This window comes from Natrialba taiwanensis DSM 12281, assembly GCF_000337595.1.
GTDB classification, from domain to species: Archaea; Halobacteriota; Halobacteria; order Halobacteriales; family Natrialbaceae; genus Natrialba; species Natrialba taiwanensis.
On record NZ_AOIL01000018.1, the window covers coordinates 51,197 to 75,925 of the forward strand.

At 63.7% G+C, this 24,729-nt stretch carries 25 protein-coding genes; 15 read left to right on the forward strand and 10 right to left on the reverse strand.

Features of this window, described 5'->3' with window-relative positions; all coding sequences use genetic code 11:
* The first annotated feature begins 68 nt into the window (after window positions 1–68).
* The 3 genes from C484_RS06520 to C484_RS06530 all read left to right on the forward strand — a co-directional run bounded on the left by C484_RS06520 (window position 69) and on the right by C484_RS06530 (window position 1,650).
* Window positions 69–308, forward strand: coding sequence for a zinc ribbon domain-containing protein (locus C484_RS06520; RefSeq protein ID WP_006825150.1), 240 nt, complete (start codon window positions 69–71; stop codon window positions 306–308).
* 97 nt (window positions 309–405) lie between these two features.
* Window positions 406–1,143 (forward strand): V-type ATP synthase subunit D, encoded by a 738-nt coding sequence (locus tag C484_RS06525; protein WP_049915069.1) that lies wholly within the window; start codon window positions 406–408, stop codon window positions 1,141–1,143.
* Between the two features lie 6 nt (window positions 1,144–1,149).
* The gene (locus C484_RS06530; RefSeq protein WP_006825152.1) at window positions 1,150–1,650 is read left to right on the forward strand and encodes a DUF6276 family protein; all 501 of its coding nucleotides are present in this window, start codon (window positions 1,150–1,152) and stop codon (window positions 1,648–1,650) included.
* A gap of 133 nt (window positions 1,651–1,783) precedes the next feature.
* Here the strand turns inward: C484_RS06530 and C484_RS06535 are convergent, their stop codons facing one another.
* The 6 genes from C484_RS06535 to pepF form a co-directional block, all read right to left on the reverse strand.
* Window positions 1,784–2,176: a DUF5811 family protein gene (locus tag C484_RS06535; protein WP_006665656.1), complete on the reverse strand. Its 393-nt coding sequence runs from the start codon at window positions 2,174–2,176 to the stop codon at window positions 1,784–1,786.
* 216 nt (window positions 2,177–2,392) lie between these two features.
* The gene (locus C484_RS06540; RefSeq protein WP_006825153.1) at window positions 2,393–2,872 is read right to left on the reverse strand and encodes a pyruvoyl-dependent arginine decarboxylase; all 480 of its coding nucleotides are present in this window, start codon (window positions 2,870–2,872) and stop codon (window positions 2,393–2,395) included.
* Window positions 2,873–2,932: 60 nt separating this feature from the next.
* Window positions 2,933–4,165, reverse strand: a complete 1,233-nt coding sequence (gene pan2, locus C484_RS06545; protein WP_006825154.1) for a proteasome-activating nucleotidase Pan2 — start codon at window positions 4,163–4,165, stop codon at window positions 2,933–2,935.
* Window positions 4,166–4,377: 212 nt separating this feature from the next.
* A complete protein-coding gene (locus C484_RS06550) occupies window positions 4,378–6,180 on the reverse strand; it encodes a hypothetical protein (protein ID WP_006825155.1) in 1,803 nt (600 codons plus the stop codon).
* Window positions 6,173–6,967: an ABC transporter ATP-binding protein gene (locus tag C484_RS06555; RefSeq protein ID WP_049915071.1), complete on the reverse strand. Its 795-nt coding sequence runs from the start codon at window positions 6,965–6,967 to the stop codon at window positions 6,173–6,175. Before C484_RS06555 ends, C484_RS06550 begins: the two co-directional genes overlap by 8 nt.
* 185 nt (window positions 6,968–7,152) lie before the next feature.
* Window positions 7,153–8,964 (reverse strand): oligoendopeptidase F, encoded by a 1,812-nt coding sequence (pepF, locus tag C484_RS06560; RefSeq protein ID WP_006825157.1) that lies wholly within the window; start codon window positions 8,962–8,964, stop codon window positions 7,153–7,155.
* A 117-nt stretch (window positions 8,965–9,081) separates the two neighbouring features.
* Between pepF and C484_RS06565 the strand changes: the two genes are divergently transcribed.
* Complete coding sequence (locus C484_RS06565) at window positions 9,082–10,494, forward strand: M28 family peptidase (protein WP_006825158.1); 1,413 nt, start codon at window positions 9,082–9,084, stop codon at window positions 10,492–10,494.
* A 35-nt stretch (window positions 10,495–10,529) separates the two neighbouring features.
* Here C484_RS06565 and C484_RS06570 read toward each other — a convergent pair whose 3' ends face one another.
* A complete protein-coding gene (locus tag C484_RS06570; protein WP_006825159.1) occupies window positions 10,530–10,775 on the reverse strand; it encodes a hypothetical protein in 246 nt (81 codons plus the stop codon).
* A 98-nt stretch (window positions 10,776–10,873) separates the two neighbouring features.
* A complete protein-coding gene (gene truA / locus C484_RS06575) occupies window positions 10,874–11,737 on the reverse strand; it encodes a tRNA pseudouridine(38-40) synthase TruA (protein ID WP_006825160.1) in 864 nt (287 codons plus the stop codon).
* Window positions 11,738–11,838: 101 nt separating this feature from the next.
* On the opposite strand from truA, the gene C484_RS06580 reads away from it, so the two are divergent.
* Window positions 11,839–13,152: a hypothetical protein gene (locus C484_RS06580; RefSeq protein WP_006825161.1), complete on the forward strand. Its 1,314-nt coding sequence runs from the start codon at window positions 11,839–11,841 to the stop codon at window positions 13,150–13,152.
* Window positions 13,153–13,222: 70 nt separating this feature from the next.
* Window positions 13,223–14,176, forward strand: coding sequence for a nucleoside hydrolase (locus tag C484_RS06585; RefSeq protein ID WP_049915072.1), 954 nt, complete (start codon window positions 13,223–13,225; stop codon window positions 14,174–14,176).
* Window positions 14,177–14,250: 74 nt separating this feature from the next.
* On the opposite strand, the gene C484_RS06590 is transcribed toward C484_RS06585, so the two are convergent.
* Together C484_RS06590 and C484_RS06595 are read right to left on the reverse strand one after the other, a co-directional pair.
* A complete protein-coding gene (locus tag C484_RS06590) occupies window positions 14,251–14,658 on the reverse strand; it encodes a hypothetical protein (protein WP_006825163.1) in 408 nt (135 codons plus the stop codon).
* Window positions 14,659–14,716: 58 nt separating this feature from the next.
* Window positions 14,717–15,403: a hypothetical protein gene (locus C484_RS06595; RefSeq protein WP_006825164.1), complete on the reverse strand. Its 687-nt coding sequence runs from the start codon at window positions 15,401–15,403 to the stop codon at window positions 14,717–14,719.
* 263 nt (window positions 15,404–15,666) lie between these two features.
* Here C484_RS06595 and C484_RS06600 point away from each other — a divergent pair, with 263 nt between their 5' ends.
* From C484_RS06600 to C484_RS06635, 9 genes are all read left to right on the forward strand, one after another.
* Entirely contained in the window at window positions 15,667–16,473 is an 807-nt protein-coding gene (locus C484_RS06600; protein ID WP_006825165.1) for a helix-turn-helix transcriptional regulator, read from the forward strand.
* A 402-nt stretch (window positions 16,474–16,875) separates the two neighbouring features.
* Complete coding sequence (locus tag C484_RS22060; protein WP_006825166.1) at window positions 16,876–17,049, forward strand: DUF1059 domain-containing protein; 174 nt, start codon at window positions 16,876–16,878, stop codon at window positions 17,047–17,049.
* A gap of 3 nt (window positions 17,050–17,052) precedes the next feature.
* Window positions 17,053–17,658, forward strand: coding sequence for an OsmC family protein (locus tag C484_RS06605; protein ID WP_006825167.1), 606 nt, complete (start codon window positions 17,053–17,055; stop codon window positions 17,656–17,658).
* A gap of 11 nt (window positions 17,659–17,669) precedes the next feature.
* Window positions 17,670–18,437: a methyltransferase domain-containing protein gene (locus C484_RS06610; protein WP_006825168.1), complete on the forward strand. Its 768-nt coding sequence runs from the start codon at window positions 17,670–17,672 to the stop codon at window positions 18,435–18,437.
* A gap of 5 nt (window positions 18,438–18,442) precedes the next feature.
* Complete coding sequence (locus C484_RS06615) at window positions 18,443–18,940, forward strand: hypothetical protein (RefSeq protein ID WP_006825169.1); 498 nt, start codon at window positions 18,443–18,445, stop codon at window positions 18,938–18,940.
* A gap of 70 nt (window positions 18,941–19,010) precedes the next feature.
* Window positions 19,011–19,160: a hypothetical protein gene (locus tag C484_RS06620; protein ID WP_239640930.1), complete on the forward strand. Its 150-nt coding sequence runs from the start codon at window positions 19,011–19,013 to the stop codon at window positions 19,158–19,160.
* Window positions 19,161–19,809: 649 nt separating this feature from the next.
* Window positions 19,810–21,465: a sulfatase gene (locus tag C484_RS06625; RefSeq protein ID WP_006825171.1), complete on the forward strand. Its 1,656-nt coding sequence runs from the start codon at window positions 19,810–19,812 to the stop codon at window positions 21,463–21,465.
* A 69-nt stretch (window positions 21,466–21,534) separates the two neighbouring features.
* The gene (locus tag C484_RS06630; protein WP_006825172.1) at window positions 21,535–22,959 is read left to right on the forward strand and encodes a hypothetical protein; all 1,425 of its coding nucleotides are present in this window, start codon (window positions 21,535–21,537) and stop codon (window positions 22,957–22,959) included.
* 192 nt (window positions 22,960–23,151) lie between these two features.
* Window positions 23,152–24,699: a carboxylate--amine ligase gene (locus C484_RS06635; protein WP_006825173.1), complete on the forward strand. Its 1,548-nt coding sequence runs from the start codon at window positions 23,152–23,154 to the stop codon at window positions 24,697–24,699.
* Window positions 24,700–24,729: the final 30 nt, after the last annotated feature.

Consider the following 24,729-nt stretch of genomic DNA (forward strand, 5'->3'; position numbering starts at 1 on the left):
GCGCTCTTCCATTCTCTGTTCTCACGTAGAGCACAAAACATTTGCTGACGCTCTTCGTAGGCTGTCGTATGATTGATTCCAGTGATGGACCCGAAGACGGCGACGGGAGCGAGACTGACAGCGGCTGTCCGAAGTGCGGCCACACGGAAACCGAAGTCGACGATATCTCGACAACAGGAACCGGGTTCTCGAAGTTCTTCGACATTCAGAACCGCCGCTTTCGCGTGGTTTCCTGTACGAACTGCGGCTACGCTGAACTCTACAAAGGTGGAAAGACGAGCGACCTGGCCGACCTCTTTCTTGGATAGGCAGGCCGGAGAACAGAACCGTTCGCGAGCGCTACTGTCCGGACGAGCGAACCAACTGTAAACAGTTATCCGACTGGGGGCGCAATCTCGCCACAAGATGGCCAACGATGTCAAGCCCACCCGCAAGAACTTGATGGCGATCGAGGATCGCATCGAGCTTTCCGAACGCGGGCACGGGACACTCGAGAAGAAACGGGACGGGCTGATCATGGAGTTCATGGACATCCTGGACAAGGCCCAGGACGTCCGCGGGGATCTGGCCAACGACTACGAGCAAGCCCAGCGAAAGATCAACATGGCGCGGGCGATGGACGGCGACGTTGCCGTTCGCGGTGCCGCTGCTGCACTGCAGGAACACCCCGAGATCACGACCGAATCGAAGAACATCATGGGCGTCGTCGTCCCGCAGATCGAGTCCTCGCGCGTCTCGAAGGACCTGGGCGAGCGTGGCTACGGGATCATGGGGACTTCGGCCCGCATCGACGAGGCCGCCGAGGCCTACGAAGACTTACTCGAGAGCATCATCCTCGCCGCGGAAGTCGAGACGGCGATGAAGAAGATGCTCCGCGAAATCGAGACGACTAAGCGCCGCGTCAACGCACTCGAGTTCAAACTCCTCCCCGACCTCTACGAAAATCAGGAGTACATCGAACAGAAACTCGAAGAGCAAGAGCGCGAGGAAACCTTCCGGCTGAAGAAGATCAAGGAGAAGAAAGAACAGGAAGAAAAGGAAGCGGCGGCCGAGGACGAATCCGACGACGCAGAAGCCGAGGGCGTCGAGAAAGAGGATATGGAACCGCCGGCGACGGGTGGCGTTCCCGGGAACGACGACTAACTCGGCATGGCCTGTCCGGTGTGTGGCTCGCCGACTGTCGCGTTTGCGGTTCCGGCTGACTACCGATTCGTTTGCTCGTCGGCCGACTCTTCTGCGACGGCTCAGTCGACGGGTGCTGACGCTGATGGTGCTGATACTGGCACCGACACCGACACCACTACTGAACTCGTGGCCGAGTTCTGCACGCACTGTCTGCGACTCGAGTGTCCCGCTGACGGTACTGGTACGGGCGACGCCGACACTGACACCGGCACCGAACCCGGGTTCGCCGCCGTCAGCGAGGCGTTTCCCACGCGTCGAGCACAGGCGATCCCGCTCGCGCTCGCGATCGGACTCGCGAGTTCACTGGCGACGAACCGATCGGCGATCGAGACGCTTCTCGAAGATGTCGAACGCGCCGGGACGGACCCGTTGTTGGTGCTGGATCGATTACAGCGCGATCCGTCGGTGGAGCCGGCGATCGATCTCGATCGCCGACAGCACCAACTCGAGCAGTTGCTGTACTGAGTTGCGAAACGCGGGAAATAAACCGGCTGGCGGTCGGCAGACGGAGGCATCGGTTGCCAAGTATAGGTGTCAGCGCCAGCGTTAGCGATCCGTTGACAGTTCGGGTTACTGATTTCTTGTTGCCACGTATCGGTTACTTCGCCGTCGGCGTCACCGCATCGCTGACCGCCCGTTTCACCTGCAGTGCCGCACTTGCAGCCAGCCCGCGGGCAACCTCGTCGCGCTCGTCTGCCGTGATGATCTCCTCGGAGATGTCCTCCATCTCCGGCGTAAACCCGGCACTAACAGCGTGACCGACAGGCGGCCGAACGGCAACCGTTACCTGCGGGCCGGTCGCACCCGTCGAGACATCGGCGTCGACGACGTACTCGTTCGGAAGGAACTCGCGAGTTCGGGCGGCGATCCGCGAGACATCGCGGTGAAGGACCCGCTTTTGTGAACTCGAGAGGTCGGGGATGTCCGCCGCAGCGCGCTGACCAGCAGCTGTTTCCCCCGGAAGCCCTGCATACGGCGTATTTCCGTTCATGAGAAGCCTGTCTGCTATCAGGGCCCGGCGGGTCAAAAGGGTTCGCCTTCGGACACTCTTTGATTTGGTGGGTGTGGTGCGGTAATGGTGATGCGAGAGTGAGACGGACTGCTACCGGCGGCGAGACTGGCGTAGCAGTAGTAGTGGTAGTGGTAATAGTAGTGATAGTAGTAGCTCCGATGACAGTGTCGGGAGTCGCAGCGACGGGAGTGGTTCTCAACAGATCGGCTCACTCTCACCATAGACGGCGAGGACGAGCGACGTGGTATAGACGCCCGACTCGGACTGACTGTGTTCGATGGCGACGCGTGGCTCGCCGAACGACCACTCACGGAGGTCCTGACCGGCGGCTAACCCCTTGAGAACGCGGTTCTCGACGTCCTCTGGGTCGGTTTCGCCGGCGACTTCGTAGAACAGACCGGGACCGGAGTCGTCGGCACTGGACCAGGCGAGTGCGGCGCTGACCTGACCGGGACCGGCGGTCGTCGCACAGGCCTCGACGACGGTGAGCCGTTCTCCGGCGGGGCCGAGCTCCGGAGCGGTTCCGACGTCTTCGACGGGAACGTCGGCGGGAATCACGGAGGAGACGGAGACGAGGTTATAGTTTTCGACGCCGGCAGCCGCGAGTGCGGCGTCGTAGGAGGCCATCGCTGTCGGGGCTTCCCCGGTGCCCTGAACGATTCGAATCGTACTCATGCTACCGTGGAATCAGCGCCGAGTGGCGTAAGGACTTGCGATCCAGCGTCGATGCCGGCGTTACTGGTAGAAGTAGCCCGCAGAGGAGATCACGTCGCTCGAATCGTCCGTCTCGATCTTATCGAAGGCGTCGACGAAGTCTTCGTGGTGGACCTCGTCGCGGTCGTGTCGGATTGCAAACATTCCGGCCTCGGTGGCGAGGCTTTCGATTTCGGCACCGGAGTAGCCCCCGGTCTCGTCGGCCAGATCGGCGAAGTCGACCCCGTCAGCGATGTTCATGCCGCGCGTGTGAATCTTGAGAATCTGCTCGCGGCCGTCGCGGTCCGGTTCCGGCACTTCGATCAGGCGGTCGAAACGGCCGGGGCGAAGGATCGCACGATCGAGCATATCGAAGCGGTTGGTCGCGGCGATGATGCGGATTTCCCCGCGGGCCTCGAAGCCGTCCATTTCGGAGAGGAGTTGCATCATGGTCCGCTGGACTTCCGCGTCACCGGAGGTCTTGGATTCGGTTCGCGTGGTCGCAACAGCGTCGATTTCGTCGATGAAGATAATTGCTGGTTCGCGCTCGCGAGCGAGTTCGAAGAGGTCACGAACGAGCCGCGAGCCTTCGCCGATGAACTTGCGGACGAGTTCGGAGCCGGCCATCTTGATGAAGGTGGCGTCGGTCTGGTTGGCGACGGCCTTGGCGAGCATGGTCTTCCCGGTGCCGGGCGGGCCGTGGAGCAGGACGCCGCTCGGCGGATCGATACCGACTTCCTCGAAGCGTTCGGGTTGGGTTAGGGGCTGTTCGACGGCCTCCCGGACCTCCCGGATCTGGTCGTCGATGCCGCCGATGTCCTCGTAGCTGACCGCGGGGCGGTCGGTGATCTCCATCGCCTGTGCGCGCGCGTCGGTCTCGGTATCGAGGATCGACTGGATGGAAAAGGAATCGTTGACGGCGACGCGGTCACCGGCTTCGACGCGCTCTGCGATGCGCGGGGAGACCTCGGTGAGCACCTCCTGGTTGTTGCCGTGTTGCTTGACGACGACCTCGCCGTCGCCGACGACGTCCTCGACGCTCGCGATGTACAGCGACGAACTCTTGAGCGTCTCGTTTTCGCGTTCGACGCGGTCGACGCGCTCGCGAAGGTCCTCGCGGCGCTCGTCGGTGTCTTCGAGTTGCTCTTCGAGTTGTGCGTTGACATCAACGAGTTCCGTGTAGTGTCCACGAAGCGCCTCGAACCGCTCGTCGTCGGGGAGATCGGGGTCGATATCGCGGTGAGGTCGTTCGGGGAGAGACGGGCTTCGAGACATCTTGACGTGCACGGATAAGTCCCCGACGATAAATGTGCCTTTGGGTCGCGGACGGTTTTCGGACACCGCGAGTGGTCGGCTGGTCGACCGTTTGGCTGATCTGCTAGTCGGCTAGTCGACTGGGAGAGCCCGACTCCGATAGCAGTGAACGCTTGAGAGGAGACGAGACGACGACTCGGGGTGAATACAACTAAGGGAGATAACGGTTCTCGTCAGGCCGTCGTAAACTGTTCAAACTGCGTAACTGCGTAGCGGTACGAGATGATGGCGACGAGAACGCCGCCGATAAGAAGCACCGACCCACCGCCAGTCTGCAAGAGTGTCGGGTCGAGTTCTTGAATGCCGTCACCGAGTGCGGTAAACCAGCCGGCCGGCACCGACAACGCGTTGCTGGTCCGACTGGCGAGCAGTTCCAGGAGGAACGCTGGAAGAGTACCGAACACGCTTCCCAGGACCGCTCGAGTCAGTTTGGGGACGATGAGAAGCCCTGCAAGCACGGCGCCGGGGAGCACTATCAGTACTGCGTGGACGGCGACGGCACTCATCCGGGGTGGGATAACATCGCGACTCTGTCCGACGGAGATTGCGCTGAACCGTGGAAAGGACATCCCGACTGCTGGCGCAATCGTGACTGCGATACACGAGAGGAAGACACCCAGGGCGATCAGACCGACACGTTCAGCACCCGTGTACGGTGAGAAGAGCGTCGCGAGTCCGGTTGCGATAGTCACGACCGGGAGGCCGATCAGGAGCCCCGGAAGGACGAGTCCGCGAACGTACTGTTGTCCTGGGATCGCCGTCAGCGTGACGGGGAGCACTCTGCCCTCGTCGCCGAAGGGATTCATTGCAAACAGCGAACCGACAGTCCACGGGAGCGCGACGGCACACAGCGGTGCGGCCATCGTGTCGATCGAGTCGGACTGCATAGCAATATTGACGACCGCACTGCCGATAGCGAAGAGGGGTATCATGAGAAAGGTCAACCGATTCGGGTCTCGTCGCGTTCGCAGGATAACCCACTCCGCAACGCGTCGCGTCGGCGTCGAAAGCATGCGGGGAACGAACAGCGGCGCAACGGCAGTCGCGAGTGCATCGCGAGGGAAGGGAGCCGTTCCGACTGCTGATGCGTCGTCCGCAGCGCGATCCGTGTCCGTACCCGTACCGGTCACCGTCTCGTCTGAACCGACGCTGATCGGCTCGATAAACCACAACATCGTCGTCAGCCGTTCGATTGTGACACCGCCGACGAATAGCACCACGGCACTACCGACAATAGCGCCGAGCCAGCGAATGGGGACTGTCGTTAGTCCCGTCCCGGCGAGCGCGAGGTCGACGACCCAGCCGATCGGAAGCCACGCGAACGACGACTGGTCGAAGGGGCCGAACTCCGGGAACAGAAACAGGAAGTACCCGCCCATACCGAGCAGCGATGCGATCGTTCCGAGCACGGTCTTGTGGCGCACGACGAACGGCGACGTTGCCACGAGCAGAGCCACTGCGTACCCGCATGCCGATCCGGCGACGACCACAGTCGATGCAAAGAACACCGTTGCGACCGGTACGAGAACCAAACCCGCCGGTGAACCGAATAGAACGACGCAGACACCGGTCAACAGGAGTCCCGGCGGTATGAGATAGGCGAGGATTCGGAGCGTCTCAGCGATAACTAACCCACCGGCGGCCGTCCGCGCCGAAACGCTCGTGAGGACGAACGGTTCGGCGTCGATTCGCCGACGCATGGTGACGACGCGCTGGCCGACGAGAAAGATGCCGAATAGCCAGAAGAGCGAGACCGTTCCCCGAATGTGCGCCGGCGACGGCAGCGCCTCGAGTTCAGCGAGGTGGTCGGCGAACACGACCACGAGGAGAGTACATAGTAGCGACGGTATCGTCGCGCCGAACCCGATCATCGCGATTCGAAGCGGAGCCTGCCGTAATGCCCGAACCGATCGCCGGAATTCGAGAACCCCGATCTCGAGACTCGTCCGGACCCACTTCGAGTTAGTATTAGTCATGTATCATCTCCGTGTTCTCCGTATCGAGACCGACTGCATTACTGGTGGAACGGGGCGTTTCTGCCTCGGTCAGTTCGAGGAAGACATCCTCGAGTGTCGCGTCTGCTCCCGTGTCTGCCCGTTGTGCAAGCACTTCTGGTGTCCCCTCTGCGACCAGGTGTCCGTCGGAGAGAATGCCGACTATATCGGCAACAGCTTCGACGACGGACAGGATGTGTGTCGACAGAAAAACGGTCGTCCCCGCATTGGCGAGGGCGCAGAGGCGCTCCCGAATGGTCTTTGCGGCCCGTGGATCGAGACCGGACGTGGGCTCATCGAGGAACACGACGTCGGGTTCGTGTAACACGGCCTGTATGAAAGCGACCTTCTGGCGCATCCCTGTCGAGAACTCGTTGATCCGTACGTCTGCGTCGTCTGCAAGATTCAACGCCACAAGCAGCGAGTCGATCCGTTCTCGGGCCGGCTCCAACGGCAGATCGTGCAACCCGGCGACGTATTCGAGTTGCTCGAGCGCGGTCGCCCGTTCGTACAGCGGCGGCGTTTCCGGGAGATAGCCGACGTGCGACCGAAGTGCTGAACGATTCGTGATGGAGACACCGGCGACGGTACCATGCCCGCTGGTTGGCCGTGTGAGAGACGTGAGCAGCCTCATTGTCGTCGTTTTACCCGCCCCGTTTGGGCCGAGAAAGCCGTAGATGGTCCCCTTGGGGATTGACAACTCGAGGCCGTCGACGGCGACCGTCTCTCCGTACCGTTTCGTCAGTCCGGTCGTCTCGATCACATCCATTCGTTACGCCATATCTAATATAAGCATGATAAGCAGTTCGATTGGAAGTATGGTCGCCTGGATCGTTTCGATTTCGAACGGCTCCGCGGCGTTCAGCCTGGTCTCCCTGTCGATCGGTAACGCTGGCCCATCGTTCAATCGATCGCGACTGGCGAGCGCAGCCACGAGTGGCCGACGAAGGACCGTTACTCAAGCAGCGCTTCGAGTTCGTCGAGTCGGTCGCCGTAGGTCGAGAGCGCGCGATCGATCGGGTCGGCACTGCTCATGTCGACGCCGGCGACCCGCAGGAGGTCGAGCGGATACTCGCGCGAGCCCTGCCGGAGGAACTCGCGGTAGGACGCGGCGGCGTCGCGGTCCGGTTCGCCGCCGGCTCCATCGGGAAGGATCCCGTCGACGATGGCCAGCGCGGCCGAGATGCCGGTTGCGTACTGGTAGACGTAGAACGCGCGGTAGAAGTGCGGAATGCGCATCCACTCCCGGGAAATGCGGTCGTCGACGACCGCGGGCTCGTAGTACTCGTCTTTGAGTCCGCCGTAGAGTTCGTCCAGTCGGTCCGGGGTGAGCGGTTCGCCCGCCTCCTCGAGTCGGTGGGCCTCGTGTTCGAACTCCGCAAAGAGGGTCTGCCGGTAGAGCGTCGAGCGGACGCGCTCTAAGAACTCGTTCAGGACGTGCGTTCTGAACTCGGGGTCGTCGACGGTCTCGAGGAGATGGTTCGTGAGCAGGGCTTCGTTGACGGTGCTTGCGACCTCGGCGACGAAGATCTCGTAGCCCGAGTAGACGAACGGCTGTTCGTCCTTCGTGAGTTGGGAGTGCATCGAGTGGCCGAGTTCGTGGGCCAGCGTGTACATCGAGGAGATGTCGTCCTGGTAGTTCATCAGGATGAAGGGCTGCGTGTCGTAGGTGCCGCTGGAGTAGGCTCCGGACTGCTTGCCCTCGTTTTCGTAGACGTCGACCCAGCGCGAGTTCAGTCCCTCGTCGACGCGGGACTGGTACGGCTCGCCGAGCGGTTCGAGCGCGTCGACGACGTACTCGGCGGCCTGATCGTACTCGACAGTTGGCCCCTCGTCGCCGGTCAACGGCATGTAGAGGTCCCACATCTGGAGGTCGTCGACGCCGAGGGCTCGGCGCTTCAGGTCGGCGTGGCGGTGGAGTTTGTCGAGGTTGTCGTTGACGCTCTCGACGAGCGTGTCGTAAACCTCGACGGGAACGTTGGGGCCGTCGAGTGCGGCCTCGCGCGCCGTGTCGTAGTTGCGCGCTCGTGCGGTCTTGACGTCCGCCTTGACGCTGTTTTTGTAGGTCGTGGCCACGGTGTTTCGCATCGACTGCCACTCGTCGAAGTAGTTCTCGTACACGCGCCGGCGGAACTCGCGGTCGGGTCGCTTGAGCAGGTTCGTGAAGTTGCTCTGGGTGATCTCCACTTGCTGGCCTTCAGCGTCTTCGGCTGACGGGAAGGTCATGTCCGCGTTCGAGAGCATGTTGTACACGTCGCTGGTCGCGCCGGTGACCTCGCTCAGATCCGCGAGCAGTTCCTCGACTTCCGCCGAGCGGGTGTGGGGCTTCATCCGAAGCACGTCGTCGACGTAGTGGTCGTAGGTCGCCAGCTCCGGTTCCGCTTCGACCAGTTCGTCGAACGCTTCGCGGGTCAGCTCCTGAAGTTCGGGATCGATAAAGGAGGCCGCGGACTGGGCGTCGGCCGCAAGCGACTGCGCGCGCGCCGCGAGGGCCTGGTACTGCTGATCGGTCGTATCCTCGTCGCGGCGCATGCGGGCGTAGGCCGCGACCGTCGACACCTCGCGCATGATCGAATCGCGCAGTTCGAGGACGGACAGCAACGTCTCGGCGTCGTCGGTCACCCGCCCCTCGTAGTGCTGTAACTCCTCGACGCTCTCGGCTACCGTCTCGTAGGCGGCCTCCCAGTCGTCGTCGCTCGCGTACACGCTCTCTAGGTCCCAGGTGTACTCCTGGTCGATCTCGGACCGCTCCGGAACGGAACTCATAGCCGCGGTTTCGGAACGAAGGTGGTAAAGGGTATCGAACCCCGTATCCGACGACACCGATTCGGCGGTTCCTGCGGCCGCACGTGCGCTTTTGTGCGTTCGAGTGAATGTCCCGGTATGGATGACCGCGACCCGCAATCGCCCGACGAGAGACCGGCCGGTCGGAAACCGACCACCCTGCTCGAATCGGCAGCGATCGAACGCGCGATCGGCCGCGCCTGGACCGACGACCGCCCCTGGAACCTGCTGACGAACCTGACCGAACTCCCGACCCGCATGGGCGGCTCGCCCGGCGAACGCCGCGCCGCCGAGTTCGTCCGCGACGCGCTCGCCGACATCGGACTCGAAAACACGCGAATCGACGAGTTCGGGATGCGATACTGGAAGCGGGGGTCCTCGTCGCTCGCGGTCGACACCGAGGGGCCGTCGGGCGAGCGAGCGTTCGAGACGGTCGCACTCCCGTACTCGCCGGCGGGTGAACTCGCGGGACCGCTGGTCGACGTCGGCTACGGCACGCCGGCCGAAATCGAGGCGGCGGACCTGGAGGGCGCGATCGCGGTCGCGAGTACGACGACGCCGGGTTCGCAGCGGTTCGTCCACCGGATGGAGAAGTACGGGCACGCGGTTGAGGCGGGGGCGGCGGGGTTCGTCTTCGCGAACCACGTCCCCGGACAACTGCCACCGACTGGAGCTCTCCGATTCGACGGCGAAGCGGAGATTCCCGCCGTCGGCGTCAGCGCCGAGACCGGCGACTGGCTCGGCGAGTACGCGGGTCGGGATCGGGACGCTCGCCTTCGCGTCGACGCCGAGACGACCGCCGGCACGAGTCAGAACGTCCGCGGGACCTTCGGTCCCGCCACCGACGAGACGGTGCTCGTCCTCGCCCATTACGACGCTCACGACACCGGCGAGGGGGCACTCGATAACGGCTGCGGCATCGCCACCGTCGTCGGCGCAACGGCGATGCTCGCCGCCATTGCGGACGAACTCGACTGTCAGGTCCGAATCGCCGGCGTCGGCTGCGAGGAGATCGGGCTTCTCGGCGCGGAAGCGCTCGCGGACGACCTGCATCCGGTGCCGGCGTCGATTCGCGCCGTCGTCAACGTCGACGGTGCCGGTCGGTTCCGCGACCTGCAGGCGTTTTCGCACGGCTCGGGTGAACTCGAAGACCTCGCGGACGCGGTCGCAACCGACGCCGGCCAGCCAATCGTTCACGAACCGGACCCGCACCCGTTCAGCGACCACTGGCCGTTCCTGCGGGCCGGCGTGCCCGCGCTCCAACTCCACAGCGAACCGCCCGCGGGCGGCGAGCGCGGCCGCGGCTGGGGACACACGGCGGCCGACACCCGCGACAAGGTCGACCCGCGAACGCTGCGCGAACACGCCATCCTGACGGCGTTGCTGGTGCGCGAGTTGACGACAACGGAGATTGCGCGGATCGACGAGACTGAACTCCGCGAGCGCCTCGAGGCGCAGGCATACGAACCGGGGATGCGCGCGGCCTCGATCTGGCCGACCGGGTGGGAGTGAGCGGCCACCGGTCACCGACGACGACGGACGAATCGTTACCCGCGGAGTTCGACATCGACAGCAGTCCGGACGGCGCGCGCAACGCCTAACATCGCGAGAAAACAGCCGATGAAGACGATCGCGACAAACAGGAGGACCCCGAGTGCAATTGCTGGCGGGTTCGGATAGGAAAGCAGCGGCGCGACGACGGCCTGCGACCCGAGGACGACGATCACGATCCCGGCCGCAACGCGAATCGACGCCCGCCAGTACGCACCGTACTCCTTCGGAGAGAGTTCCATGATTCGACGTGTGAACCGCGGCATAAAAAGGGTCCGTCGTCTCGGCGGTCCCGACGGCCTCGCCGGCCCCGCGTCCACCGCGGCGTGATATCTCCGGACTACTGGAGGCCGTCCGCGACGGTTCGCGCCACCCGCGAGCCGGTGCGTCGCTCGATCCGTCTCCTCTCGAACACTGCCCGCGCACTCTCGGCCGCCTGTGAATCCACCTCGAATTCGAGTTCAGGATAGCGCACGTCGGTCAGGACGAGCGGCTCCGGCGGTGCCGGGGCGATGCCCTCGTGACCGGGCAGCGGCTCGGGGCCGAGCGCGCGCTCGACCTTCTCGAGCGGGGCGTCGCCGGTGCCGACCGCCCGCGCCAGCGAGACGAGTCGACGGACGAGTTCGCGAGCGAACCCGCCGGCGGTGACGGTGACGACGATGAACTCGGCGTCTCGCGTCGCGGTGAGTGTCGGTGATCGCTCCGTGTTGCGGTCGTCCGGCGTGAGGTTGTGGAAGTCGTGATCGCCGGAGAGGGCGTGACAGGCGCGTTGGAATCGGTCGTCGTCGACGGCGCGGTCGGGGTCGCCGGTGCTGTCGGCGGTGCCCGACCGCCGTGGTACGTCGTCCGCGGGCGGCGCGTACAACTGGTAGGTGTACTCGCGGCGGCGCGCGTGGTGGGTCGCGTGGAACTCGTCGGGGGCGTCGGCGGCCGCCCAGGCGCGGATGTCCGCTGGAAGATCGCTGTTCAACGCCCGCGGGGTGAGCCAGTCGGGCGCGTCGAACGCGACCGTCTGGGCGAGCGCGGAAACGCCCGCGTCGGTTCGCCCGGCGGCGGCGTAGCCGGTCGGTTTGTCGGCGTGGGTGGCGAGGACGGAGAGCGATTCCAGTGCGGCAAAGAGTTCGTCCTCGACGGTGGCCACGTCGGGCTGGCGCTGGAAGCCGTGATAGGCGGTGCCGTCGTAGGCGAGTCGAAACGCGCGCATCGCTGGTAGGTCGAGTGAACCGCTCGAGCGGGTTAGCGTCGTCGACTACGAGGCGATCGACGACCGGAATACATTTCAACTAGTCTGAATTTTGAACGCGTATGCGCCGTCCTCCATCGTCTTCTCGGAGAGCGTTTCTCACCGGAACCGCGGCGGCCGGAACGGTCGCGCTGGCGGGCTGTTCGACCGTCTTCAGCGTACTTCCGGATCGAGCCGCGTACGGTCGCACTCGACGGCGGGAGATTCCCGACGTTCCCCCGGCCGTCGAAACCACGACTGCGTCTCTCGAGGAAACCGCCGACGAAATCGCCGATCACGCCGCGTCCGGTCTCGCGGCCTGGGACCGGATGGAACCACCCGCTGAGCGGACTACGATCACCGAACGCCAACTCGAGACCGCCGCCGAGTTCGTCGATACGCTCCCGACGGAGCCGCCGGTCGTCAGTACGGTCGAGTCGGCAGGGTATCACCTCTCCCAGGCGGCGACCGCGGAGGCGTACGCGCGGTCGCGCCTTGACGAGTTCGACGCCGATCCGACCGCGGGCGTCGCGGACGGGCTCGAAGAGACGGCAGCGGTCACAGAGCAGTTCACCTACGAGACGGCCGATATGGAGACGTTCCTCGCCTACGGTCGGTCCGTCGAGTACAGTCTGTCGCAGGCTGAGAAGGGGCTCTTGCGCCGGCAAGAGACGGATATCGAGTCCCACGGCCGAACGAGCCGCGCCGAACGAGTCGCGACGGTGTACGGCGACGTCCAGCGGAGCCGCTTGCGCGTTCGCGATGCGAAGGCCTACCGCGACGCGCTTCGCGAACGAGATACCGGCGGCTCCGACGTTCGTGCCTCGCTGGCCGAAAGCCGTGCCGAACTGAACGAACGGATTTGCGACCTCCGGGACGACCACCAGGAGTGGAAGACGCGCCTCGAAACCGACGAGTTCGCCGACGATCGACGCGACGTTCACTCGGCGCTGTACTCGCGTTCGTCTGCCGGACGATCGCCCACCAGTACCGCCGGCAGACACATCGAGAACGGATACGAAGTCCACGGTACCGTCACGCTCGCGCTGTCCTGGCTCCGGTTCGCAGCTGCGCACGACGAACGAGAGCGCATCGAAACCGACGGGACGGACGAACTCGATCCCGCCGCGATCGACGAGGCCAAACGGGAGGCGCTGGACCGACTCGAAAACCGGCTCGAAACCGACCCGAAGCCGCTCGCACGGCTGTTTCTCTCGGAGAGCCGAGACCTTCTCGCCGCCGGGGATTGGGGGCTTGAACGCCGTTCGGCGGCCACCGACGAGGAACGGCGCTGGAAACTCGCGAATGGGTACGCCCGGTATCTGCTCGCGAGAGGGATGCTCGACCGGATTCCAGAGGCGGTCGCCCTCCTCGCCGACGGAAGCGTGACCGAGTGAGCATCCTGAACTCGCCTCCGGACGGCGGGCGACCGGCGTTTTATCCCTTCCCAGTGCCGACCTCTCCAGTATGTCCCGACCAGTGTTGCTCGATACTGACCCCGGCTGTGACGACGCCGTCGCTATTTTGGCCGCGCTCGCCCGCGACGACCTCGATGTCGTCGGCCTCTCGACCGCCCACGGGAACGCCACCGTCGCCGACACGACGGCTAACGCCCGCGCGATTCTCGAACTCGTCGGTCGAACCGACATCCCCGTCGCGAAGGGCGCAACGCGTCCGTTGACCGTCGACCTCCGGACCTCGACGGATATTCACGGCCCCGGCGGCATCCGCGGCGATCTGCCCGAACCGACGGCTGCGACTGCCCCCATCGACACACACGCCGCGCAGTTCATCGTCGAGCAAGCGCGCGAGCACGCTGGCGACCTCACCCTCGCCGCGATCGCACCGCTGACGAACGTCGCCCTCGCGCTCGCGCTTGAACCCGACCTCCCCGACCTGCTCGACGAACTCGTCGTCATGGGCGGCGCTGCGTTCAGCCAGGGAAACGTGACTCCCCTCGCCGAGGCCAACTTCCACACCGACCCCCACGCCGCGGCCCGCGTCGTGCAAGACCTCTCGACGACGATCGTCGGCCTCGACGTGACCAGAACCGCCACGCTCCCGCCGCACCTGCTCGACTCGCTCCCGCAGGACGACCCGATCGGTCGCTCGATCCAGGAGTGGCTCACCTACTACGACGAGGACCGGTTAGCGAAATACAGCATCGAATCGGCCGCAATCCACGACGCGCTCGTTATCGCCGCCATCGCCGACCCCGCCGTGCTCGAGACGAACGCCTACCACCTCGAGGTTGCCACCGACAGCGACCTCGCCCGCGGCGCGCTGGTCTGTGACGGGCAGGGTCTCACCGACGCGCCGCCAAACGGCTCGGTCGCGACCGACGCCGACTACGACCGCTTTCGCGACCTCATTGTGAACTCGCTCGAGCAGTACCTCCACCCTGCACCGACGGCCGAGTAGAGAACCGGTTCGCGGACCGTGACGGAACGAGTTCAACACTGTCGGCGGTGCGTGGAGATTCCAGCGCTGCCGTGTTATTGTGACCGGTCATCGACGGCAGCGTCATTGGCATATCCGCAGCGTCGAAATGCTGGAACCGGTCGAACGACGCCGAAATAGAGCCGGTTGACGGCGATTCCAACCGCAAGACCGAAGAGCAGCCACGGGATGGCTTCGAGTACGAGCGCGTCGGTGATCGTCAGCCAGACGAGGACGGTGATGGCCAGGATGCCGACGGTGCTCAGCAGCCACTGTCCTGCCCGCCTTCGGTCCGCGGCGGCGCTAAGCACGCCCGTGATGAGAGCCACGGCGACGCCGACGGGCCACCAGTCGAACGCGAACGCGACCACGCTGCCTACCAGCAGACAGACAACGAGATTCGAGAGGGAGAGCATCAGATCGAAGGAGACCACGCGTTTTACGGGATCAGAATCCGTCTTCATACGCCATCAGTGCGTCGCTCGTAGTTAAATTACAGTGGAGAGACATGATGGCGTCTCGTTAGCGGCGAAACGGCCGTGCCAACCGCCGAACGATGCGTTTTCCATTCGAGCGGACGAACGCAACCCCGCCAACCTTGGCCTCGTCGAGTTCGTACCGGGCGGCATCGGCCGAACCGCGGTCCACCCGATAGACCGTCCCGTCGTCGGTCATCAAGTCGAGCGCCTCGTGAACTCGAGAGTCGGTGAGATCGCACGCGTCGGCGAGTTCGGCGACGGTCTTCGGTTCGGGGTCGGATTTCAGTTCTTCGGCGACGAGGTGGACGTGGTTCAGCACGAGCATCACCTCGTTTGCGCTCATGTCTTCGTCCGCATCCGGGGACGGCGTGCGGTCTGTGACGGCCGGGTTGCGGGCGTCGAGGAGGAACCAGACGCCGATGAGAGCGGTCAGAGCGGGAAACCAGGCGGGTCCGCCTGCGGCTGCGCCGGCGGTGAGTTCGTGCGACAGCCAGGCGAGACTGACGACCGCGATGAACGCGCCGGTTCCGAGTTGTATCCACCGGTCGTCGACGGTGGGCGTATCTCGGAGCACCTGCAGCGTTTCCGCCAGCACGAGAGGAATGGTAACCAAAACGAGGGTATCGACACTACGGGTAATGGCGTAGAGCAGGACGAGAACCGCAATCATCGGGAGGACGTGTCGAACCGTCAGTCGGTCGCGGGCGGTTCGAACGATGGCGGACGGCATACGTACTCCTCGAGTGATAATCACTTACTATCTCCGCACAGTGTTGCGAGCGGACTGTTCGTTCGTCCCGCCTGCTTCGCCTTCCCTCTCAATCGCGTCCTCGAAAGCGGACGCTGAACGGAACGTACTTCGTGCGCTAGCGGAGAGAACTGTAGTCTAACAGCGCTAGCGTGCAAGACGTAGAGAGAGTTCAGCCCGACGGTAACGATGGTGGCATGGATGCCAAAAATAGGGCTTTTCAACCCCTCGTGTGTATTAGTACCATGGAAGTGAGTGGCACGAAGACACCAATAGACGATATAGCGTACCTCGCACGATCCGAACACCGTGCGCCAACGCTTATCGCGCTCACGGTTCGTCCCCGAAGCCGGTCCGAACTCTGGGAGATGACCGGCGTTTCGGAGTCCACGATCAGACGGACGCTCAGCGAGTTCGAAGATCGCGATTGGGTTTACAGGGATGGATATCAGTACGCGGTGACACAACTGGGTGCCTTCGTTGCGTCAGCGATGGCGGATGTGATCGACCGAGTCGAAACCGAACAGAAGCTACGTAACGTTTGGCGCTTGCTTCCGGGTGAAGAAAGCGGTTTCACCATCGACATGTGCTCGGATGCAACCGTAACGGTCGCTGACCCCGAGGACCCATCCCGGCCGATTACCCGTTTCTGTTCACTAATCGAGGAGACGGATCGGTTGCGGTTTACCGGCCTCGACGTTGCCATGCTCGATTCGTGTAAGAACGAACTCTGCCGGAGAGTTATCGATGGGATGGAAACAGAGCTCATCAATCCGCCGAGGGTGGCCGATTACATTCGCTCGGACTGCCCGGATCTGTTCTCGGAGGCATTAGAGAGCGGCAATCTCGATGTCCGATTGCACGATGGGTTACCGTCGTTTGGAGTCAGTATATGCGACGACCGAATCGCAATAACTGGGTACGACACCGAGGGGGTTACGGTTCGAGTTCTGGTCGACACCGACGCAACAGACGCGCGCGAATGGGCGGAATCAACCTTCGCTTCCCACCGACGAAAGACGCCAACACTCCCTCTCGAAAACGATCTTTGATACGGACTGCTGTAAGTCATTTCCGGCGCAACCGCAGGACGGGTGCGGTTGCACCGGTAAATCGTTACAGCAGACCGTATGAGGCGGTGATCGGACCGGTTGGTGTTCTTTTCCCTTGCTCCATGGGACCCACCAGCCGGATGAGAGGCGAGACCATCGGACCCCTGGAGGACAGTAGGAAGCCGTTCGTAGCGGAACCAAGAGGTAGCTGTGACGGGTCCCGCCGTGTTTCCGGTCACCTCGTTTGCAATGACGACGTGGTTTTTCAGCACCTGATCGATCGGCAACGACTGCAGAACTCGCAGATTCCACACGGGCGATTACCTGCTACGCAAACGGCATGAGGTAGCTATCTAACCCTGTGGTACGTTACCATATATGCCGCAAGGCAACTGAGACACAATGGCAGACGCGTACAAACTCGACTGTGAATCGGAAGCGGTCGATTGCCGGTTCATCATCCAGTCGGAGAACGAACTCGAAGCGGTCGAGTTGGCCAAGAACCACATGCAGGAGGACCACGGACAGGACTACTCGGACGACGAACTCCGAGAGGAGCACCTCCAGGTGGTCTGATCCATGCCATCCGAACGAGAGGTCATCCACGGCGTCGACACCGAGGAGTTCGCTGCGTTCGCGGAACACGCCGCCGAGAATCCCGAGGAAGTCCGGCTCGGGCTACGCGCCCGGTCGACCTACGAGGGGACTTGTGCCCACAGTCTGGCGACGATAGACTCGTACGATCTCGGCGGCGAGACGATCGAGCGCGACACCCGCGCGTACACGATCCCGTACGGCGGATGGAAGGAAGTGCTAGAGGCCGGCGGCTGGGCCGGGGCGACGGATCGAATGGAGCCGATCGAGGTTGCGCTCTCCGCGCTTGCCTCGTGCATCAACGTCGGTATTACCATCAACGCCGTCGCAACCGGCGTCGACATCGATCACCTCGAGACGCGCGTTCGCACCGACTTTGACCCCGGCGTCCTCTTCAGTGTGGAGGATCTCGGGAATGCCGACACGGTGTTCGAAAACTTGACCGCCGAAATCGAGATCGAGAGCCCTGACCTCGACAAGGATGAGGTCGACGAGTGGGCTCGGCGGGCACCAGTCTACACGCTCGTCTCGCTCGAACAGGACGTCAACCTCACGGTGAATACGCCTGCTGAGGTGGGTGCCGACGACTGAGGTGGAGACAAATGGCAAACTCACTCGATGTCGACAAACTGGAACAAGCGGTGAAATCAGTCTACGAGGATGTCGCGGAGGACTCCGACGAGGAGTATCACTTCGAGATGGGGCGAGGGCTGGCGGAACGTCTCGGGTATCCGCCGGAGCACCTCGATCAAATTCCCGTGGAGGCGATGGAATCGTTCGCCGGCGTTGGGTACTACTTCGATCTCGCTGCTATCGAGGACGGAGACGACGTCCTCGATCTCGGCAGTGGATCAGGCACGGACGCGTTCGTCGCAGCGCTTCACACAGGGAACGCTGGAAGCGTGACCGGATTAGACATGACGGACCAGCAACTCGAGAAGGCTCGCACGTTGCGCGACGATGCGAGAATGGAGCACGTCTCGTTCGAGCACGGCTACATCGAGGACGTTCCCTTCGACGATGAGACCTTCGATGTCGTCATCTCGAACGGGGTCATCAACCTCTCACCGGACAAGCCGCAGGTGTTCGAGGAAGCCCATCGGGTGCTCGCCCCCGGCGGTCGGCTTGCCATCTCCGATATCATCAGCGAGGAGCTACTGCCGGAGAGCATCAAAAACGACGAAGACCTCTGGGCGGCCTGCATCGGCGGGGCCGAGCAGATCGACCGGTATACGACATCCATCGAAGCGGCTGGCTTCTCGGTGACGGACGTCCGAGAAAACACGCAGTACGAATTCGTCTCGGAACGGGCGGCGAACGCGTGCCAGAAGTACGGCGTCAAGAGCATCTCACTCGGGGCGACCAAATAATCACCATGGCGACAAATTACCCGGTCGCGGACGAACAGGAAGAACAGGGCCAGATTGAGTCGCAACTCCGGAATGGAGCGCTGTTGATGGCACTCGCCGGAATCGCGTTCGTCGTTTACGGAGTCGTGTTTCTCGTGATGAATTTCGTGGGGGATGGCTTCGAACTCGGCGTCAGTACGCTGGATGGGATGACGAGCGCCGAACTCGATCCGACGGTGGCGTACTACATCAGTCACCTCCACGTCGCCACCGCCGCGTTCATAATCTCGACGGGCATCGCCATTACGGGCCTCTCGTGGTACGGCGTGCGCCAGCGGCTCACCTGGGCGTGGACGACTGCGATCGTCACAGCCGTCGTCGGCCTAGCGCTCGCGTTACCGATGCATTGGACGGGAAATGCGTTCTCCCACGATTGGGTGACGCATCTCGGACCGATCTACCTCGCGACGATCGTGTTCATTGTCGGGGTTGTGTTGTCGTACCGAGGAGTTCACACCTCGTAGCTGATCTGACCGATCCATGTTTTCGCTTATCGGTTCACCAGCGTTCGTCGTACTACATGCAGGCCATAGCGTGACCCTTGTAGAGTACCTGTTCCGGGTCTTCGTGTTCCTGCTAGCCTTCGGTGGTATCGGCGTCACCATTTTCTGGGGCGTCCGAACGATCGGAGCCGTCCATTCGAAGGTCAGCAGGCGCGGAGAAATCAACGAGAATGAGCCGTAAATCGCAGTTTAGTGGACCGGCACGGGAAGCCACCGACACGGTCGACTCACCGCCGACAAGTCCTGCTCCCGAGGCCCGGCGGACGGCCCTGCTGGTCTGCCCGGCGGTCTTCGTGTTCGTGCCATCCCGTACGCACTCGCTCGCCGCACCTTCGTCTGGGTGGGTCCCGACGCTACTACTGGCGGTCGAAGTTCGACGTGGAAATTATTGATACTGCCGGACAAAACTATTCACACGTCGATCGCACTCGAACGGTCGTCGCCACAAGCGACGATCCGTGAGACGTGATTGAGTGTTCACTGACTTTTGTCCGACAGTATGAGTAACGCAGAGTGGGGGTACCCTGTTACACTGGCCGATACAGAATGGACTGTCTCGTGCTGAATACGCGCGGTGTATCTTGCATGGTGTCAGGGAAACGAATCATAGTTTATAGATCGCGGCGTTCCACACTTCCCCTCACGGCTGAAGCTCGAACCCACAGAAACTCTCCACCCTTCTGACGACCCGTATAACACCAACCGAGACGCGGGAGATCTCGCGGGACGGTCGGGTCGGGAAGGTGTACAGCGGTCCATCACGATATCGTGAAACACCTGCAAGTTCCGGGCTGGTGACCTTCCCCATGTGAAGCGGAGATACGCTATCCATGGCGGAGCAAACCCAGCGTGAGTCGAACTCGGGTGAATCGGAGTCACATTCTACGGTTCGGAACGTCGTTCTCGTCGTTCTCGATACGGCACGGGCACGGCGAGTCGCCGGAGACTGGAACCAGACCAGTGAGAACGAACGAGACGAGAATAACGGGGCCGCAGCCACCCACGATCGGACGACCCCGGAGCTGCACCGGCTCGCCGAAACGGGAACGACGTTCGAGAACGCGTTCGCGACGGCACCGTGGACGCTTCCCTCCCACGCCTCGATGTTTACCGGGCTCTACGCCTCCGAGCACGGCACCCACGGCGACCATACGTATCTCGATTCCAACCTGCGGACGCTCCCCGAGGCGTTCGACGACGCCGGCTTCGAAACGATCGGCGTCTCGAACAATACGTGGATCACCGAAGAGTTCGGCTTCGACCGCGGGTTCGACGACCTGCGCAAGGGCTGGCAGTACATCCAGTCCGAAACCGACATGGGGACCGTCGTCCGCGGCGAGGACCTCTACGAAAAGCTTCAGGCGACCCGTAATCGCCTCTTCGACGGAAACCCGGTCGTCAATGCAGCGAACATCCTCTACAGTGAACTCTTCCAGCCGGCGGGCGACGACGGAGCGTCCCGCTCGGCGGACTGGATCGAAAACTGGCTCGCCACCCGCGACGACGACCAACCGTTCTTCCTGTTCTGTAACTTCATCGAACCCCACGTCGAGTACGACCCGCCGCGCGAGTTCGCGGAGCGGTTTCTCCCCGCGGATGCGACCTACGAAGAGGCGACCGCGATCCGACAGGACCCGCGCGCCTACGACTGTGAGGACTACGAGATCACCGACCGCGAGTTCACGCTGCTCCGCGGCCTGTATCGCGCGTCGCTGGCGTACGCCGACGCGCAGGTCGGCCGGCTTCGGAAAGCGCTCGAGACGAACGATGAGTGGGAGGACACGCTCTTCGTCGTCTGCGGCGACCACGGCGAACACGTCGGGGATCACGGATTCTTCGGTCACCAGTACAACCTCTACGACACCCTGCTCAACGTCCCGCTCGTCTGTCACGGCGGCCCGTTCGTCGGTGGCAACCGCCGCAGTGAACTCGTACAACTGCTTGACGTGCCGCTGACGGTGCTCGAAGCCGCCGGCGTCGACGACCCCGAACTACGCGAGCAAGCGGCGGGGTACTCGCTGTATCCCGGCTCGACGCCGGACGCGCCCTCGCCCGGAGCGACATCGGCAGCGACGACCGCTGCGACTGGGACGCCGAAACCGGACGCGACGGCACCCGCGGCGGCACCGAACTCGCGGGATGCCATCTTCGCCGAGTACGTCGCTCCGCAGCCCTCGATCGATCGGCTCGAAGCGCGGTTCGACGACGTTCCGGACCGCGTCCGCGAGTTCGACCGGCGGCTCCGGGCGATTCGGACGACCGAGTACAAGTACGTCCGCGGCGACGACGGCTTCGAGCGGCTCCACCACGTCGAGACGGATCCGCACGAACGGACGGACATTTCGGACGCGGAGCCGGAGACGGTTCGGCGACTCCGGCAGCGCCTCGAGGACGAGTTCGAGCCGCTCGGAGAGTCGGTTTCGACGGGTGAGGTGGCGATGCGAGAGGGAACGAAGGAACGGCTCGCGGATCTCGGCTACCTGTAGCGTGGCCCCGCAAATCGAGCGCGAGTCGGCCACGAACACCGAGCGATCGGACCAGCAGATGCGAACGACATGTCAGCTACTGAGCCACACTCCGGGTCGGAGCCCGGTGCCAACGGATTCGTCGACTTCGTTCGTGCCTACACCAAGACGTGGGTCCACGCGCTCGCCGCTGCGGCGCTGACCGCATTCGGGACGCTGACGGTCGTCAACCGCTGGTTCGCCGCGCTTGCACTCGCCGCCTATCTCGTTCCGCTCGTCGTTCTCTACGCCCGCTGGCGCAGGACCGGCGGTGAACTCGGAATGGGACCAGGTGCTGCTGATCAGTCCGCAAGCCATCCCGAGACGCATTCGAGGGATGATCAGCAGCCCCCGACCCAGGAGGACGAGCCGCCCGCCGCGTCAGCATCGGTGAGCGAGGATGTGAGCGGTGCTTCGGCTGCTTCGGATACCGATGAAACCGCGAGCGACAGTACACATCACGAGCCGGCGGTCGACGCCGGTACCGCGCCGGACGAAGAGCAATCGACGGCGGACGTGCCCCGTTCCCGTCCGGATCGAGACGCCGAATGGACCACCGCCGACGCACCCACCGAGACACCGCTCTCCGACGTAGCCATCACTGACGCCGGGTACAGCTATGCCGTCGGCGACGGTGGCGTCGTCCTTGCCAGTTCGGACACCGGCGACTGGCACACCGTCCTCGAAGACGGCCCCGCTGCCGCCGGCAACGATCTTGCTGGCGTCGCCGCAACCGACGACGGCGACGCCGTCTGGATCGCCGGCGACAGCGGGACCGTCGCCCGGATCGATACCGCCACCGACCGCCACACCGACTACACGGCTCCGACCGGAATCACCGACAACTGGCTCGGAATCGCTGTCGGCGGCGACGCCGGAACCGAGACGATCCTGCTCAGCAACGGCTCCGGGGAACTTCTCCGCGGGCGCTACCGACGCGATCCGACCGGCGCGGACGACGCCACAGCGAGCGGGCCCGGTGAACTCGCGTGGGACGAGCCGCTCATCCCCGGCAGCGGCTCCAGTCTGAGCGGCGTCGACCTCGCCGACGACGCGATGGGCTACTGCTGTGACACCAACAACGGCGTCTTCGAGACGACCGACGGCGGCACATCGTTCTCCCGAATCGGTCTCGACGATGCGGCTGGGACGTTCACGGACGTCGTCACGGCTACCCCTGCCAGTCCGTCACCGGTACCGGTACTGGTCAGCGCCGACGACGGCGTCATCCACCGATACGACGGCGCGACCTGGACCCCCGAGCGCGTCACGGATACCGCAGTGACTGGCCTCGCAGTCGGCGGCGAGCGACTGCTCGCCTGCACCGACGACGGAGCGGTGTTCGAACGGCAACTGAACTCGACCGAGTTCAGTTCTGCGACTGGGATAGCTGACTCGCTGCAGGCGGTTGCGGTCGGGCCGCCGCGAGCGGTCGCCGTCGGTAGCAACGGCGCGATCGTGGAGCGCCAGCACTGAACGGGGTCTCGAGATCATGGAAGGCCCGGCGTACGCGCGAGTACGGGCTGCTTTCTCCCGGTGGCTGACGGCGTTGTACCGGTTCAGCGGTGGTTCTCGCTGTATCGCCTCGTGTTTCCGTACGGGAGCGGCGATTCCCTGCGAGTGAAGTAGCGACGACATAACATTTCCACCCGAGGTCGACGGCCCACTATGAGATCGAACGCCCCGAGTGAGTGCCAGTCGGTCGTCGTACCCGGGATTACCGCGCCGAGTTCAGTTGCGTGTGTTCGATCGCTCGCTCGGCGCGGTATTCGGACGATCGTCGTCTCGAGCGACGAGCGGACGCCGGCCGCGAAATCGCGGTACTGCGACGAGGCGGTCGTCGTGCCGTCTCCCTACGAGGATCTGCTCGCCTATCGGGACGCGCTGCAGGCGCTTGCGATGCGGCCGGACGTGCGGACGATAATTCCGGTCAGAGAGCCCGACGTGTACGTCCTCTCGAAGTACCGCGACGAGTTCAGCGAGCATATCGGGACGCCCTGGCCCGAGATGGACACGCTCGCCAGGGCGCAGGACCGGGTTGAACTCTTCGAGGCGGCGGCGAACGCGGGCGTCGGCGCGCCGGAGACGGTGTTGTGTACGGAGCTTCCGGAGTCGGGCGAGTGGATCGTCAAGCCGCGGTACTCGGTGCTGGGCGACGAGTATCTCGACCGATACGGCCCGGAGACGTGTATCGCGCCGCCGTCGACGCGGTATCTGGAAACGGAGGGTGACGGGACAGCACCCGGTACGGTGGCGGCTGCGACTGCCGGCGCGACGGCGACGACGAGTACGACCGGGACGACCCGGACGGCTATCGACGTGAACGAGAGCGTCGAGGACGGTGGATCGAACGTCGATGTGGCCGTCGAATCGACCGACGAGCGCGTTTCGACGACGAGCAGTACCGTTACGGCGTCGTCCACGGCTACCGAGAGCACTACCAGTTCCAGTTCCAGTTCTAGTTCTAGTACCAGTACGACCGAGACAAGCGCGAGCGCCAATACCAACACGAACGCCGGGACGAGTACGAATACGAATACAAACGCGAACGCGAACAGCGGGACCGCCGACACACCCTCCCTCGAAACGCTCCGAACCGAGATGGGACACACGCCGATTCGCCAGGAATACGTCCCGACGACGGACGAGTACGGCTTCTTCGCCCTCTACGACCACGGCGAGCCGGTCGCCACGTTCCAGCACCGGCAACGCCGGGGCTACAGCTACGCCGGCGGTCCGAGTTCCTACCGCGAATCGGTCTGGATTCCCGAACTCGAACGCGCGGGACGTGCCCTGCTCGATCACCTCGAGTGGCACGGGCTCGCGATGGTCGAGTTCCTTCGCGACGAGGAGACGGGCGAGTTCAAGCTAATGGAGGTGAACCCGCGGTTCTGGTCGTCGTTGCCGTTTTCGGTCCAAACGGGTGCTGACTTCCCGTACTACTACTGGCTGCTCGCGGGTGACGAGCGCGAGCGGATCGACCACGATTATGACGTCGGGATCGGCGGCCATCTCGTCCGCGGCGAGGGGTTACATCTCTACTCGATCCTGACGGACGACGTCCCACTAGTCGAGAAGCCGCCGTTTCGGACCGCACTCTGGGATATCTGTCGATCGATGGTAACCGAGCGACGGTGTGACTATCTCAGTCGTGACGACCCGCGGCCGTTCGTTCGAGATCTCGCGAACGCGGCCGCCGAGTTCGATCCGCGGTAGCGATCGCGCGGCCGGTTCCGGGTCGGTCAG